General features: G+C 44.3%; 14 protein-coding genes. 10 read left to right on the plus strand and 4 right to left on the minus strand.

What is annotated here, in order from left to right; genetic code table 11:
• Positions 1-15: 15 nt before the first annotated feature.
• The 7 genes from QTO06_RS07715 to QTO06_RS07745 all read left to right on the plus strand — a co-directional run bounded on the left by QTO06_RS07715 (position 16) and on the right by QTO06_RS07745 (position 6,190).
• A complete protein-coding gene (locus QTO06_RS07715) occupies positions 16-1,428 on the plus strand; it encodes an FAD-dependent oxidoreductase (RefSeq protein WP_005436181.1) in 1,413 nt (470 codons plus the stop codon).
• 91 nt (positions 1,429-1,519) lie between these two features.
• On the plus strand, positions 1,520-1,948 hold the full coding sequence (locus QTO06_RS07720) for a DUF1499 domain-containing protein (protein WP_038878196.1): 429 nt from the start codon (positions 1,520-1,522) through the stop codon (positions 1,946-1,948).
• A gap of 65 nt (positions 1,949-2,013) precedes the next feature.
• Positions 2,014-2,709, plus strand: coding sequence for a 5'-methylthioadenosine/S-adenosylhomocysteine nucleosidase (mtnN, locus tag QTO06_RS07725; protein ID WP_005436177.1), 696 nt, complete (start codon positions 2,014-2,016; stop codon positions 2,707-2,709).
• A 14-nt stretch (positions 2,710-2,723) separates the two neighbouring features.
• Positions 2,724-3,677: a cobalamin biosynthesis family protein gene (locus QTO06_RS07730; protein ID WP_331407347.1), complete on the plus strand. Its 954-nt coding sequence runs from the start codon at positions 2,724-2,726 to the stop codon at positions 3,675-3,677.
• Positions 3,677-4,501 (plus strand): vitamin B12 ABC transporter substrate-binding protein BtuF, encoded by an 825-nt coding sequence (btuF, locus tag QTO06_RS07735; protein WP_038888964.1) that lies wholly within the window; start codon positions 3,677-3,679, stop codon positions 4,499-4,501. The genes QTO06_RS07730 and btuF overlap by 1 nt, the downstream gene beginning before the upstream one ends.
• 77 nt (positions 4,502-4,578) lie before the next feature.
• Positions 4,579-5,199 carry a TRIC cation channel family protein gene (locus tag QTO06_RS07740; protein ID WP_005436171.1) on the plus strand — a complete coding sequence of 207 codons (621 nt, stop codon included), beginning with the start codon at positions 4,579-4,581 and terminating at the stop codon, positions 5,197-5,199.
• Between the two features lie 130 nt (positions 5,200-5,329).
• Positions 5,330-6,190, plus strand: coding sequence for a LysR family transcriptional regulator (locus QTO06_RS07745; protein ID WP_331407348.1), 861 nt, complete (start codon positions 5,330-5,332; stop codon positions 6,188-6,190).
• Here QTO06_RS07745 and QTO06_RS07750 read toward each other — a convergent pair.
• A complete protein-coding gene (locus tag QTO06_RS07750) occupies positions 6,126-6,905 on the minus strand; it encodes a TSUP family transporter (RefSeq protein ID WP_331407349.1) in 780 nt (259 codons plus the stop codon). The genes QTO06_RS07745 and QTO06_RS07750 overlap by 65 nt on opposite strands.
• A gap of 250 nt (positions 6,906-7,155) precedes the next feature.
• On the opposite strand from QTO06_RS07750, the gene QTO06_RS07755 reads away from it, so the two are divergent.
• From QTO06_RS07755 to QTO06_RS07765, 3 genes are all read left to right on the plus strand, one after another.
• Positions 7,156-7,956 carry a hypothetical protein gene (locus tag QTO06_RS07755; RefSeq protein ID WP_331407350.1) on the plus strand — a complete coding sequence of 267 codons (801 nt, stop codon included), beginning with the start codon at positions 7,156-7,158 and terminating at the stop codon, positions 7,954-7,956.
• On the plus strand, positions 7,949-8,377 hold the full coding sequence (locus QTO06_RS07760; RefSeq protein WP_331407351.1) for a DUF1240 domain-containing protein: 429 nt from the start codon (positions 7,949-7,951) through the stop codon (positions 8,375-8,377). Before QTO06_RS07755 ends, QTO06_RS07760 begins: the two co-directional genes overlap by 8 nt.
• Before the next feature lie 644 nt (positions 8,378-9,021).
• The gene (locus QTO06_RS07765) at positions 9,022-9,414 is read left to right on the plus strand and encodes a hypothetical protein (protein ID WP_331407352.1); all 393 of its coding nucleotides are present in this window, start codon (positions 9,022-9,024) and stop codon (positions 9,412-9,414) included.
• Between the two features lie 81 nt (positions 9,415-9,495).
• On the opposite strand, the gene carB is transcribed toward QTO06_RS07765, so the two are convergent.
• The 3 genes from carB to dapB form a co-directional block, all read right to left on the minus strand.
• Positions 9,496-12,729 (minus strand): carbamoyl-phosphate synthase large subunit, encoded by a 3,234-nt coding sequence (gene carB / locus QTO06_RS07770; RefSeq protein ID WP_331407353.1) that lies wholly within the window; start codon positions 12,727-12,729, stop codon positions 9,496-9,498.
• Between the two features lie 16 nt (positions 12,730-12,745).
• Entirely contained in the window at positions 12,746-13,885 is a 1,140-nt protein-coding gene (carA, locus tag QTO06_RS07775; RefSeq protein WP_010445883.1) for a glutamine-hydrolyzing carbamoyl-phosphate synthase small subunit, read from the minus strand.
• Positions 13,886-14,366: 481 nt separating this feature from the next.
• Positions 14,367-15,176: a 4-hydroxy-tetrahydrodipicolinate reductase gene (gene dapB / locus QTO06_RS07780; RefSeq protein ID WP_331407354.1), complete on the minus strand. Its 810-nt coding sequence runs from the start codon at positions 15,174-15,176 to the stop codon at positions 14,367-14,369.
• Positions 15,177-15,211: the final 35 nt, after the last annotated feature.

Genomic DNA, 15,211 nt, shown 5'->3' on the forward strand with positions numbered 1-15,211 from the left:
GAGGATGTTTGAATCATGAGTCAGAACGTTTATCAATTTATCGATGTTCAACGCGTAGATCCTGCGAAGAAACCTATCAAAGTGCGTAAGATCGAATTCGTTGAAATCTATGAACCATTTACCAAGCAACAAGCGACTGCGCAGGCGGATCGCTGCTTGGATTGTGGTAACCCATATTGTGAATGGAAGTGCCCAGTCCACAACTACATCCCGCAATGGCTAAAGTTAGCCAATGAAGGTCGTATCCTTGAAGCTGTTGAATTGTCACACCAAACTAATAGCTTACCTGAAGTTTGTGGCCGAGTTTGTCCACAAGATCGCCTATGTGAGGGATCTTGTACTCTCAATGAGGACTTTGGCGCCGTCACTATAGGTAACGTTGAAAAATACATTACCGACAAAGCCTTCGAAATGGGCTGGAAGCCTGATATGTCCAAGGTCGAGTGGACCGATAAAAAGGTTGCCATCATTGGTGCAGGCCCAGCAGGCTTGGCAGCTGCCGACATTCTAGTCCGCAATGGCGTGAAACCTGTCGTATTTGACCGCTATCCTGAAATTGGAGGCCTACTGACCTTCGGTATCCCTTCGTTCAAGCTTGAAAAAGGCGTGATGGAAAACCGCCGCCGCGTCTTCACCGAGATGGGCGTAGAGTTCAAGATGAACATCGAAGTAGGTAAAGATGTACAGATGCAAGAGCTACTTGATGAGTACGATGCCGTCTTTTTGGGTGTTGGTACTTACAAGTACATGCGTGCAGGACTAGAAAATGAAGGTGCGCCGGGCGTTTACGATGCTCTGCCATTCTTGATTTCAAATACGTACAAGGTCATGGGCTTGGAGCACGATAAACCATTTATCGACATGGCAAAGCAACGCGTAGTGGTACTCGGTGGTGGTGATACCGCAATGGACTGTGTTCGTACCTCTATCCGCCAAGGCGCGTCAAACGTGGTATGTGCTTACCGTCGTGATGAAGCCAATATGCCAGGCTCTCGCCGCGAGGTGAAAAACGCCAAGGAAGAAGGCGTGAAGTTCATGTTCAACCTTCAGCCTTTAGGAATTGAAGTCGATGCGTCAGGTAAGGTTTCAGGGGTCAAAGTGGTGAAAACTGCCCTTGGTGAGCCTGATGAAGCAGGCCGCCGACGCCCAGAACCAGTAGAAGGCAGCGAGCACGTTCTACCAGCAGACGTCGTTATCATGGCGTTTGGTTTCCAGCCACACAAAATGGACTGGCTAGCTCCGTTTGATGTCGAGTTGGACCAATGGGGCCGCATCAAAGCTCCTGCGAAACAAGAGTTCCAATTCCAGACCAGCAACAAAAAGATCTTCGCTGGTGGCGATGCGGTACGAGGCTCAGATCTGGTCGTGACCGCGATTGATGAAGGTCGAAAAGCCGCAGAAGGTATTCTCGATTACCTTGAAGTTTAATCACTGTTAACGTCTCAAAAAGGATCCTACTATTGGATCCTTTTTTCTTTTATTACATATAATTAAATTCCTAAGATAAGGGATAGAACTAATGAAAAAAGCCGCTCTCCTTTCCATTACTTTGCTCGGCTTAACCGCTTGTAGCCAAGGAGTCACAACCATGACGGATCGTTCTCAATCACCTTGTGGTGACAAACCCAACTGCGTCTCCACCCAAGACACGCGTGAAGAATACAACCTAACACCATTCACCCTAACCGAATCCACGAACATCGATGCAATTGAGCAAGTGGCGCTTGAACTGCCAGGCGCGAAGACAGCCGTTAAAGAAGGCAATTATCTACGTATCGAATGCACATCTAAAATCATGCGCTTTGTGGACGATTTAGAGCTTAAGATCGAAGGCGACCAGCTTATTGTTCGTTCTGAATCTCGCGTTGGCTATTCAGACTTTGGAGTGAACCGTAAGCGTGCCGAACAATTACGTTCACTGTTGGCGAATGCTGAGTTAATCAAATAACGACCACATATTGGTGCAGAGTGGTATACTCTCGCCAACTTAAATTTTTATCGAAAGAGAGTGTTATGAAAGTTGGTATCATCGGTGCGATGGAACAAGAAGTCACCATCCTGAAAGAAGCAATGACAAACTGCCAAACAGTAAGCAAAGCAGGTTGTACGTTTTTCTCTGGTCAGATTAACGACGTTGATGTGGTACTGCTTCAATCTGGCATCGGTAAAGTAGCGGCGGCAGTAGGCACAACTATTCTGCTAGACGAGTACCAACCAGATGTTGTTATCAACACGGGCTCTGCAGGCGGCTTCGATTCAAGCCTAAACCTAGGCGACGTTGTAATCTCAACAGAAGTTCGTCACCACGATGCAGACGTAACTGCGTTTGGCTACGAAATGGGTCAAATGGCAGGCCAACCAGCAGCATTCAAAGCGGATGAGAAGTTAATGGACCTTGCTGAAAAAGCACTGGCTCAAATGGAAAACACGCACGCTGTTCGCGGACTGATCTGTACAGGTGATGCGTTTGTTTGCACGGCAGAACGTCAAGAGTTTATCCGTAAACACTTCCCTTCAGTTATCGCTGTAGAGATGGAAGCATCTGCTATCGCCCAAACTTGTCACCAATTCAACACACCGTTTGTTGTTGTTCGTGCTATCTCTGACGTAGCAGACAAAGAATCACCAATGAGCTTCGAAGAGTTCCTACCGCTAGCAGCGAAAAGCTCTTCAGAAATGGTATGCAAAATGTTGGAACTGACTAAGTAAGTCCCCAGAATTTCATGGAAGAAATATTTCAACAGCTCTATGCCAATGGTGCGCTCCTCGTCATGTGGGGCGCATTACTATTCCACTTATTAATCCCTATTCCTCACGCTGCTCATCCTGTGACTTTGTGGCATAAATTCGCAGAACAACTGGCGAACAAAGTTAATAACAACCACAACTACTCACAAAGCATTCTCTCTGGCGGACTCGCACTGCTTCTTATGCTTGTACCCTGCTTGATATTGCTGCTCGCGATGAAACCTTTAGTTTGGCAAGCGCCCTTATTTGAGCTGGCATTACTGCTTATTGCTCTCGACTGGCGAAACAACGAATCACTTGCGAAACAACTCGTTACTGCGATGTCTAATGAGAACAAAGCACAGTGCCGAGCACTACTAAAACCTTACCTTAATCGAGATACCGAGAGCTTATCACTGCTTGGGATTGGTAAAGCAGGCGCAGAGACCATCATCATGGGCTACGGACGTAACGTTGTGTCTGTGTTGTTTTGGTATGGATTGACTGGTGGAATTGGCGCGTTGATGTATCGCCTAACGGCAGAGCTAGCTCGTGCTTGGTCCCCAAGTCGCCGCCAGTATTCACCTTTTGGTAAGCCTGCTATTCAGCTAACGGCTGCATTGGAGATTGTTCCTTTACGCTTGTTTGCCGTGTTCATTAGCATGGGTAAAAACCTATCGAGTGTTTCGACTGCTATGCTTCAACAAGCGAAGTCTTGGCCACTTCCGGGGCCAGCTTGGTTGTTGTGCTCAATTGGTAACAAGCTTCAATTGTCACTTGGCGGTCCAGCGCTGTACCAAGGTCAACGAGCTGAACGAGCGAAAATTGGTGGTCGTATAGCACCATCTGCTATTCATCTAGCACAAATCCAAACCCTCATTGTGTGGCGTATTTTTGCTTGGATCGTTATCCAAAGCCTGATTCTCGGACTCATTTATCAAGGACTATGATGAACAAACTTTGCTTTGCTCTTCCTCTTATCTTCTCTGCTGCTTCTTTTGCCAATGAACCAGCTCAACGCGTCATCAGCTTGGCACCACACTCAACAGAAATCGCCTATGCTGCAGGTCTTGGTGACAAACTGATTGCCGTCAGCGAGATGAGTGACTACCCCGAGCAAGCTAAAGACTTAGAGAAAGTATCAAACTATCAAGGCATCAAGTTAGAGCGCATCATTGCCCTTCAACCCGATTTGGTTATCGCTTGGCCAGCAGGTAATCCAGCCAAAGAACTTGAAAAGCTCAAGCAGTTTGGCATTCCTATCTACTACTCAACGACTGGCACGTTAGAAGACATCGCTACGAACATTGAGCAACTTAGCCAGTACAGTGAGAAGCCAGAAGTTGGGCAAAAAGCCGCCGCAGAATTCCGCGCGCAGTTAGAAGCATTAAAAGAAAAATACAATACCGAGGATAAAGTCAGTTACTTCTATCAATTGAGTGAGAAACCGATCATCACCGTTGCGGGCAAGAACTGGCCAAGTGAAGTCTTCACCTTCTGTGGTGGCGAGAATATCTTTGCTAAAGGCAGTGCCCCTTACCCACAAGTCAGCATCGAGCAAGTGATTACTCGCCAACCCGAAGTCCTGTTTACCTCTCGCCATGCCATGAGTAATGATGGCATGTGGGCAGAATGGAAAAACGACATCCCTGCGTTAAAGAACAACCACGTTTGGTCACTCAATTCCGATTGGATCAACCGCCCAACCCCAAGAACCTTAAACGCGATCACAGAGGTGTGTGAACACTTTGAAACCGTTCGGCAAAAACGCTAACGTTTTCGTTGGAAATCCCGTACAATTTCCGTCCCATTTCTGTTCCCCCACAATTTGTTTAAAAGGTACCAAGTAACATGGACTCCATGCTGCTTTATATGATCGATTTATTCGGTACTGCTGTCTTTGCGGTTTCTGGCGTTTTACTCGCAGGCCGATTAAAGATGGATCCTTTCGGTGTGATCGTACTCGGTAGTGTGACAGCTATTGGCGGCGGCACTATTCGTGATATGGCGCTCGGGGCAACCCCGGTCTTCTGGATCACTGACACCACTTATCTTTGGGTAATTTTCATCACTTGTTTGCTCACGATGATTGTCATTCGTCGCCCTAAGCGCTTGCCTTGGTGGGTTCTACCTGTCTGTGACGCAATTGGTTTGGCGGTATTCGTCGGTATCGGTGTCGAGAAAGCTCTCGCCTACAATGCTTCTGGCATGGTTGCGGTGATCATGGGCGTTATCACTGGCTGCGGTGGCGGCATTATCCGTGATGTGCTGGCTCGCGAGGTACCCATGGTACTGCGAAGTGAAGTCTATGCGACCGCATGTATCATCGGCGGAATTTTCCATACCACGGCATTGAGTATGGGGCACGACCATTCAGTCGCCCTACTCGCAGGTGTCATCTCAACCTTGATTATTCGCCTTGGTGCGATTCGCTGGCACTTGTCACTGCCAACCTTTGCTATCAATCGCTGATCGATACCAGTCAATTTATACAAAAGAGCCGACTGAAACATCGGCTCTTTTTGTTTGTAAAATCACCTGTCGCTTCTCGTCTCAAGCTTGGCTATATTAGGCCTATTATTCCCAACATTCATGGATAGACATGTTACTGGAAGGCATCGAAACACTATTAGTTTTAAGCAAAGCGAAAACGATGAGTCGCACTGGGAGTTTGCTGTATATCAGCCAATCTGCAGTGAGTAAACGTATCGCGAACCTAGAGAAAAAACTGGGAAAGAAGCTAGTAGAACCCTCGGGGAGAACCATTAAACTCACACCTGATGGCATGGCTTTGATCGAGAATATTGGTCCGTCTTTTAACGAGTTACGTGGCCTTATTTATGAACAGCAAGAGCTAGAGGACACATCATTAATCACCCTCGATAGCTCAAAGTCTCTTATTGCAGGTTATCTTGGAAAAACCATTGGTGATTACCTCAAGCAAGATCAGTACTTAACTATAACCACCAACCACAGCCCTAGAATCGTTGAGCGAGTTCAATCCGGTAAAGCGACCATTGGGCTTTGCGCTGGTTTGCTTCCACCACATCACGGCTTGATGGCTTTTCATCTGTGCGATGAACCTTTTTTCCTCGTTAGTGATCAACAACTGAATGAACTTCCGAAAAAAGTCATCACAAATGATTTAGCTAACCCGTCCAATAGCTACCAACTGCCTGCATTAGAGAAAATCGGCATCAAACCATTGATGGAAATGGATGCCTACACTGCTGCAGCCCAACTTGCACTTGGAGGGGCAGCGCCAGCATTAATCCCATTATCGATAGTGAGAGCGTTAAAGATCCCTGACCATAACTGCTTTATGTTCGAACAACTGACATCTTTAATTCGACCGATTCATATCTGCGTTAGGCAAAACGTGTACCAGTCACCAAGAGTTAAAACAGTGATAGAAACCATTGGTGATGTTGTTGCCAGAGAAGTTTCGCGGCCATCAGCATAGACATAGTAATCACCAAAGGTCGAATCCACTTTTGGCCTTTGGTCACCACTACTTTGGCACCAAGCTGAGCACCAATAAAGCCCCCCACAGCCATGGTCAGACCGATTTCCCACACAGGCAAACCAGCAAGAATAAAGAACAGCAGAGCCGCGATATTTGAGGTGAAGTTGAGAATCTTAGTACGAGCGGTCGCATCAACCAAAGAGAAGTGACCAAGTGCGACAAAGCAAAGCGCAAAGATAGAGCCAGTACCTGGACCAAAAAAGCCATCGTAAAAGCCCACGCCACCACCAACACATAAAGCAAACATCGCTTCAGAGAGCTTTGGTTCTCCTTCAGCTGTTTTATTAGTTGAAGAGAGCAAAAAATAGAGTGAAATCGCGATAAGCAATACAGGGATAAGACTGGTGAGTACACCGGCATCGATAAACTGTACGGCCTCAGCACCAATGGCAGAACCAATAAAGGTACATAGAATCGCTAGGCGCATTTCTTTAAGGCTAACAATGCCATTACGCACAAAGTACCAACTGGCAGAAAAGCTTCCGAAAGAGCTTTGGAGTTTGTTGGTCGCCAATGCTTGAGTCGGACTTAGCCCCGCTGCCAACAAAGCAGGTAGAGTCAAGAGACCACCGCCACCAGCCATCGCATCAATAAATCCCGCAGCGGATGCGACAAAAAACAATGCAATTAAGATTTCGAACGTAACTTCCACTTGTGAGCCCTTGTAAATATTTGTAACCAAGATGGAACAACGATAGCACTGCCACGCAAACGCACAAAAGGAAACTCAAGACACCAACCTATTCCAGGTTTTCATCATTTAACTTAAAAAACAATAAATAACAAAATAGATTATTACACAAAGACTTTTAACTCCGCCCAATAAATAACAACTATGGCTTACCCCATCAATGAATTGATGCAAAATAATTATTAATCCAGATAAATAAAATTTAAAATCCATGTATCCAGTAACTTCTCGAGATAACTCACCTAAAAAAGAAATCTATATTTTTTCAATCGAAAATTTTGACACTACACTAAAAGCATACTTAAAAAACAAAGTAGATCTTACTCGTTGGGAGAATCTCAAAAAGGCATTCGAAAACTCTTCAAACTACTACGCATCTGCTGATGATTTAGTATTGTTGGCTAAGCTAACAAGCTACATACATGGCACAAACACCATAATTAGTATTGATTATTTAAATGGACAGCCTCATCTAACTATGCAAGGTAGTCCGGTATTAAAGTCCAGGCTATCTGGTTTTACTAAACTGAGCTCTCCACCTATAGTAACCCACATTGCAATTGGAACTAAGGACACTATAAGTTCAGTTCTTAAAGGCGGGCTAATTACCGTTATACTCGTTAGTTCATTCAGGGTATTAGATTTATTTTTCTCTGCAAAAAACAAACATACTTTATCTAAGTTTCTTGGTTCCGTTTCAACAGATGTATTGAAAGTAGGTATCTCAGCTGCTCTATCGATCCTTGCAGTAAAAGCTTCAACCGGTTTAGCTTACGCAAGCACAGCAATGACAGCCGGCCCTTTAATTCTGGCTATATCTGTTGGAATACTATCAGGCTACGCATTGAATAAGATAGATGAACACTACAAGATCACGGCCAATCTTCAAAAAGCAATTCACGACATGATAAAAAGTAAGTCAACCCTCAATGAAGATATTAATAGTATAAAGTCAACTATTGTTAAAAACCTGAGAAATTCTGGATACCGAGGCGTATTTAAAGATGAATAATAACGAAAGAAAATTAGAAAATAAAAAATATATTCTTCTATCTTCGTTCATCTTCTCCATAATTGGGGTATTGATGATCAACATATCAATAGTTGAAATAATTGATTTTATCAAAAACATAGAGAGCGAAGAAAGTAGTGTTAATTTTTCACGTTCATCCATAGCCTTAACTTCTGGGTCAATGTTATTTGTATTTTTCTCCTGCTACTCTTTAGTTGCATTAATTAGAAATAAAAAATTCTCCAAAAAGACAAATGATGTAATGTTAAAAATATTTTTTACAATATCTTTCATATCTATAATATCACCATACCCTGTTAGCTACTATTTAGAGAAAATTGCACTAGAAAATGGATATAAACACTCAGAAAAATTAAGCCAGTCCTGGTTATATGATAAGAACTACGTTTATATAAAGTGATAAAACTTAGAAATCCAATATTATTTGGATTAATTACCCTCTACATTCGATAGAAATAGAAAATTAATAAATGAGTAAAGGGCTGTGATGATGACGCATGGTAACTACGATAGAAAACAAGCATTATTCTACTTGATATTCTTACTCATATCATCAACCTCTCTATTTATATACTCACTAAAAGGCATAACTGGCTTCTATGACAATATAACCACTAAAAGTGAAGTAACAACTTTTGATCAAGTCTATGTATATATGTTTGGAGCGAGTTTCATTCTTTTTGAATGCTTGAGAATACTTGTCATCTCAATTATATCAAATAACTTTGTAACTAAGAGCCAATTCAAAAAGTCAAGTAAGATTTTTTTAGCACTCTCCATAACTACTTTTTTATCATTATACCCTGCAACTATCTTAGCTGATGTATTTGCTAAGTCTAATAACTATACATTTAGCAAAGACGAATCGACTTACAATATTTTACTGGAAAAGAGAGTATACAAAATAAATAAATAAGTAAGTAGAGTTTATTTTATAACTACCACACTTATAGAGCTCAGCATGTGGAGTACTGATCTAATTATGAATTACATTGTAATGTCGGGCACATACCAAATTTCAGTTTAAAAATTAAAGAGCGTCGCATGACTAAAATAGTTCTCCCTATAGCTTTATATCTATGCTTGACCATTGGTCTAGCAATAAGCCTAAGCATCTGGAATGAGTGGTTTTCTATCACTCAACAAATAGAACTCGATACTTATTTCATTCTCTCCGGTACCATAACTGCAACAGTAATATGTGTGCCAAACATTCTGACTATAAGCAAAGGCTTGAGTATCGCAGCGAAAGTAAACTTGCTCACCATTGCATTTATTCTTGTTACTTGCAGCGCTAATTTTGTTATTACAAATGGCAGTACTATTTCTTCATCTTTAGGGACGTTGCTTTCAGTTATCAGTTTGATGCTATACAAAAGTCCGCTCTACCAAGCTTTCTTAGCGCACTTCAATTCTCTCCATTTTAAGAAACCTTAAAGACAAAAAAGCCCGTTCAAATGAGCGGGCAATGAGGTTGTCATATAAGCCCTATTTTTCAGGCTTACTGATTTTTATCTATTACGCTTCTAGGCTAGCTTTCACTTTTGCGTGTAACTCTTGAACCGAAGTTACCGTGCTCTTCGCGTCTGCAGTGTGTGCCATACAAGTTGCGAATGCAGCGTTTAGTGTTGTTGTGTAGTTCACTTTCTCAGCTAGTGCGCCGCGACGCAGAACTTTAGAATCTTCAATCGCTTGACGGCCAGCGGCAGTATTCACGATGTAGGTGTACTCGTTGTTCTTGATACGGTCAAGAATGTGAGGACGACCTTCGTGTACTTTGTTTACTAGACGTGGGTTAATACCCGCTTCGCCAAGAATGACAGCTGTACCGTGCGTTGCATCTAGCTGGTAACCAAGTTTTGTCAACTTAGACGCTAGGTCCACAACGCGCTCTTTGTCACCTGAACGAACAGACAGTAGTGCACGACCACCTTCTGGGTAAATGTTGCCACAACCCAATTCTGCTTTCGCGTAAGCTTCTGCAAACGTAGCACCAACACCCATAACCTCACCAGTAGAGCGCATTTCTGGGCCTAACAGTGGGTCAACACCAGGGAACTTGTTGAATGGAAGTACAACTTCTTTCACTGAGTAGTAAGGTGGGATGATTTCTTTCGTAAAGCCTTGAGCTTCAAGCGATTGACCCGCCATTACACGCGCAGCAATCTTAGCGATTGGTGCACCCGTTGCTTTAGATACGAACGGTACTGTACGCGCTGCACGAGGGTTCACCTCGATTAGGTATACTTGGTTGTTCTTAACCGCGAACTGCGTGTTCATCAGACCACGAACACCCAACTCGAACGCTAGCTTTTCAACTTGCTCACGCATTACGTCTTGGATTTCTTGGCTTAGCGTGTATGCAGGAAGAGAACATGCTGAGTCACCTGAGTGAACACCCGCTTGTTCGATGTGCTCCATGATACCGCCGATAACCACACGCTCACCGTCACAGATAGCATCGATATCGACTTCAACTGCATCGTCTAGGAAGCTATCTAGTAGAACTGGAGATTCGTTTGATACGCTTACTGCTTCGTTGAAGTAGCGACGTAGGTCTTGCTCATCGTATACGATTTCCATCGCACGACCACCAAGTACGTAAGAAGGACGTACAACTAGTGGGTAACCGATTTCACGAGATTTCTCTACCGCTTGCTCCATCGTCGTTACTGTCGCGTTTTCTGGCTGTAGAAGACCTAGACGGTCAACAGCAACTTGGAAACGCTCACGGTCTTCTGCACGGTCGATTGCATCTGGGCTAGTACCGATGATAGGCACGCCAGCCGCTTCAAGTGCACGAGCCAGTTTAAGTGGTGTTTGACCACCGTACTGAACGATAACGCCTTTTGGCTTCTCAACACGAGCGATTGCTAGTACGTCTTCCAGTGTTACTGGTTCGAAGTACAGACGGTCAGACGTGTCGTAGTCCGTAGAAACAGTCTCAGGGTTACAGTTAACCATGATAGTTTCGTAGCCATCTTCTCGCAGTGCTAGCGATGCGTGTACACAACAGTAGTCAAATTCGATACCTTGGCCGATACGGTTTGGACCGCCGCCTAGAATCATGATCTTGTCTTTGTCTGTTGGGTTCGCTTCACACTCGTCATCGTAAGATGAGTACATGTAAGCTGTATCAGAAGAGAACTCAGCCGCACACGTATCAACGCGCTTGTACACTGGGTGGATGTCGTACTGGTCACGTAGACGACGGATTTCGCTTTCCGCAACACCTAGAATCTTAGATAGACGTGCATCAGCAAAACCTTTGCGCTTCAGCTTGTTAAGTTCTTCTTTGTTTAGACCAGCGAAGCCTTTTGCTTTTAGCTCTTGCTCAAGCTTCACGATGTCTTCGATTTGAACTAGGAACCAACGGTCGATTTGCGTTAGGTTGAATACGCCATCTACTGACATACCTGCACGGAATGCATCCGCGATGTACCAAATACGCTCTGCGCCTGCTTCTTTCAGCTCATGACGGATTTTCGTCAGTGCGTCTGGCGCATCTAGGTCAACCATCTCGTCAAAACCAGTAGCGCCTACTTCTAGACCGCGAAGTGCTTTTTGTAGTGACTCTTGTTGGTTACGACCAATTGCCATTACCTCACCAACTGACTTCATTTGCGTCGTTAGACGGTCGTTAGCACCAGCAAATTTCTCGAAATTAAAGCGAGGAATCTTTGTTACTACGTAGTCGATGGTTGGTTCGAATGATGCTGGCGTAGCGCCGCCAGTGATGTCGTTCATTAGCTCGTCTAGCGTAAAGCCAACTGCTAGTTTCGCTGCAATCTTAGCGATTGGGAAACCTGTTGCTTTTGAAGCTAGAGCAGAAGAGCGAGATACACGTGGGTTCATCTCGATGATAACCATACGGCCATCTTTCGGGTTGATACCAAACTGTACGTTAGAACCACCAGTTTCAACGCCAATCTCACGCAGTACTGCTAGAGATGCGTTACGCATTAGCTGGTATTCTTTGTCTGTTAGGGTTTGCGCTGGTGCAACCGTGATTGAGTCACCCGTGTGGATGCCCATTGGGTCAAAGTTTTCAATCGCACATACGATGATACAGTTGTCCGCTTTGTCACGAACCACTTCCATCTCGTACTCTTTCCAACCGATAAGAGATTCATCGATAAGAAGTTCGTTGGTTGGAGATAGGTCCAAACCACGACGACAGATTTCTTCGAACTCTTCTTTGTTGTATGCGATACCGCCACCAGTACCACCCATAGTAAATGATGGACGGATGATACAAGGGAAGCCAACCATATCGAGTACAGCGTAAGCTTCTTCCATGGTTTTTGCAGTATCTGCACGTGGACACTCAAGGCCGATAGACTTCATCGCTTTATCGAAACGAGAACGGTCTTCCGCTTTGTCGATTGCGTCAGCAGTCGCACCAATCATCTCAACGCCGAACTCTTCAAGAACACCGTGCTTCTCTAGGTCTAGTGCACAGTTCAATGCAGTTTGACCACCCATTGTTGGTAGTACTGCATCCGGCTTTTCTTTCGCGATGATGTTGCGAACCACTTCCCATTGGATTGGCTCGATGTAAGTTGCATCCGCCATGTCTGGGTCAGTCATGATGGTTGCAGGGTTAGAGTTTACTAGGATAACTCGGTAACCCTCTTCACGCAGTGCTTTACACGCTTGTGCGCCAGAGTAGTCAAACTCACATGCCTGACCGATAACAATCGGACCAGCACCAAGAATAAGAATACTTTGAATGTCAGTACGTTTTGGCATTATCTACTACTCCGAATTAAGCGCTGTGTTTTTTGATTAGTTCGATAAAGTGGTCAAATAGCGGTGCCGCGTCATGTGGACCTGGGCTCGCTTCAGGGTGACCTTGGAAGCTAAATGCTGGCTTGTCTGTGCGGTGAATACCTTGTAGAGAGCCATCAAATAGCGATACGTGAGTAGCACGTAGATTTTCAGGTAGTGTTGCTTCGTCTGCTGCAAAACCGTGGTTCTGCGACGTAATCATCACAACATTACGCTCCAAATCTTTTACTGGGTGGTTTGCGCCGTGGTGACCAAACTTCATTTTCACTGTTTGTGCACCCGATGCTAGCGCAAGGATTTGGTGGCCTAGACAGATACCAAAGATTGGCAGGCCTTTTTCTAGGAATACTTTTGTCGCTTCAATCGCGTAAGTACATGGTTCTGGGTCACCAGGGCCGTTTGATAGGAAAACACCATCTGGGTTTAGAGCCAGAACTTCTTCTGCTGAAGTTTCAGCAGGAACAACCGTTAGGCGGCAGCCTCGGTCAACCAACATGCGCAGGATGTTGCGTTTTGCGCCGAAGTCGTAGGCAACAACGTGATATGGCAATTCGCTGTCGTCTTTCGCTTCTGGAAGTCCACCCTCAAGCGTCCACGAACCTTGTTTCCATTGATACGCTTCTTTTGTTGTAACCTCTTTCGCAAGATCCATTCCTTTCAAGCCAGGGAATTCTTTTGCTTTCGCTAGTGCCAAAGCTTCGTCTAGATTGTTACCAGCTACGATACAACCGTTTTGAGCACCTTTTTCACGCAGGATACGAGTTAGCTTACGCGTGTCGATGTCTGCAATGCCGACGATGTTTTGCGACTTGAGGTAATCAGAAAGGGATTGTTCATTACGGAAGTTAGAAGCGATAAGAGGGAGATCGCGAATCACAAGGCCTTGTGCGTGGATTGAAGAAGATTCTTCGTCTTCGGAATTGGTTCCGGTATTGCCAATGTGAGGATAAGTAAGAGTAACGATTTGTTGAGAATAGGAAGGATCAGTGAGAATTTCTTGGTACCCCGTCATCGAGGTATTAAAAACAACTTCACCAACGGAAATACCATCTGCTCCAATGGAAACACCGCGGAACACTGTCCCATCTTCTAGGACTAACAGTGCTAATTTACCCAAGACAACCTCCAGAATAAAAATGCATAAAAAATAAATTAAGCTGCAAATTTGCCTTCCTTTACCTTGATTATTTACATAAACAGGTATTTTTGACAAATTGGCGGTATTCTAAAGACGGACTTGGAAACTGTCAACACACATTGAAAAATAAATTATTACTTTCTAGCGAGTAAGGGCGTTTCAACAGAAAAAGCCCTAAAAAAGTAAGTTTTACCTATCTACATGCCACTTACCATGACTTTTTTATGAATTTTACAAATTTGAACTTATTGCAGATCACAAAATTTTGCGATATTTTTGCGCAAACGTTCATCCGGCAAATTCAACCATAACTTTTGAGCATTACAAAAAAATAAACACACCAAACACCCAAAACAACAAGCAAAGTGTCGATATTAACTCCCTATGACATGCTCATTTTATTTACATAATTTCCTTCAAATACAAAAAAGCCGGCTTACGCCGGCGAATAATTATGTATTTAAAGCTCATTTAGCCCGAGGACATCGGTCATGGTGTAGAAGCCAGTTGGTTTAGAATGTAACCAAACTGCGGCCTTTACTGCACCATTAGCAAAGGTCATACGATCCGTTGCTTTGTGGGTAATTTCGACACGCTCACCGATATCAGCAAACATTGCAGTATGCTCACCGACGATATCACCAGCGCGAATAGTCGCAAAACCGATCTCATCTTTCGTACGTTCGCCCGTGATACCTTCACGTGCATATACCGCAACGTCACTCAATTTGTTACCCATCGCGCCAGCAATGGCTTCACCCATACCAATAGCGGTACCAGACGGAGCATCAACTTTATGACGGTGATGCGCTTCGACGATTTCAACATCACAGTAATCGCCCATCACTTTGGCTGCTTTTTCAAGAAGCTTAAAGACTAGGTTCACACCTACAGAGTAGTTCGGAGCCATAACAACAGGAATTTGCTTTGCTGCTTCATCAATCAGGTCACGTTCTTCTTCACTAAAGCCCGTAGTACCGATGACAATGCTCTTACCATGTTGTTTGCACAGCTCTAGATTCGCTAACGTGCTCACTGGAGCAGTAAAATCGATTACAACGTCAAAGTTGTCGACTTCCTTGGCTAAATCATCCGTCAGAAAGACATCAAACTTACCTTCACCACACAGTTCACCTACATCAACACCAACTAGAGACGATTCTGGACGTTCAGAACCAGCAGTAACGGATGCTTCTGGATTGATATGTGATGCTTTAACTAGGTTACGACCCATACGGCCGGCAGCTCCTGCGATTGCAATACGAACCATTGCGCTTTCTCTCCTTCTCTGGATAAACGAGGCTT

Origin of the sequence: Vibrio sp. M260121 (assembly GCF_036533715.1) — a bacterium.
Taxonomy (GTDB): Bacteria; Pseudomonadota; Gammaproteobacteria; order Enterobacterales; family Vibrionaceae; genus Vibrio.

Bases quoted from the DNA above. Each gene is read 5' to 3' on its own strand.
- carB (WP_331407353.1), bottom strand. From the start codon at position 12,729: ATGCCAAAACGTACTGACATTCAAAGTATTCTTATTCTTGGTGCTGGT.
- QTO06_RS07745 (WP_331407348.1), top strand. From the start codon at position 5,330: ATGTTACTGGAAGGCATCGAAACACTATTAGTTTTAAGCAAAGCGAAA.
- QTO06_RS07720 (WP_038878196.1), top strand. From the start codon at position 1,520: ATGAAAAAAGCCGCTCTCCTTTCCATTACTTTGCTCGGCTTAACCGCT.
- dapB (WP_331407354.1), bottom strand. From the start codon at position 15,176: ATGGTTCGTATTGCAATCGCAGGAGCTGCCGGCCGTATGGGTCGTAAC.
- QTO06_RS07730 (WP_331407347.1), top strand. From the start codon at position 2,724: ATGGAAGAAATATTTCAACAGCTCTATGCCAATGGTGCGCTCCTCGTC.
- QTO06_RS07740 (WP_005436171.1), top strand. From the start codon at position 4,579: ATGGACTCCATGCTGCTTTATATGATCGATTTATTCGGTACTGCTGTC.
- QTO06_RS07760 (WP_331407351.1), top strand. From the start codon at position 7,949: ATGAATAATAACGAAAGAAAATTAGAAAATAAAAAATATATTCTTCTA.
- QTO06_RS07715 (WP_005436181.1), top strand. From the start codon at position 16: ATGAGTCAGAACGTTTATCAATTTATCGATGTTCAACGCGTAGATCCT.
- QTO06_RS07765 (WP_331407352.1), top strand. From the start codon at position 9,022: ATGACTAAAATAGTTCTCCCTATAGCTTTATATCTATGCTTGACCATT.
- mtnN (WP_005436177.1), top strand. From the start codon at position 2,014: ATGAAAGTTGGTATCATCGGTGCGATGGAACAAGAAGTCACCATCCTG.
- QTO06_RS07755 (WP_331407350.1), top strand. From the start codon at position 7,156: ATGTATCCAGTAACTTCTCGAGATAACTCACCTAAAAAAGAAATCTAT.
- btuF (WP_038888964.1), top strand. From the start codon at position 3,677: ATGAACAAACTTTGCTTTGCTCTTCCTCTTATCTTCTCTGCTGCTTCT.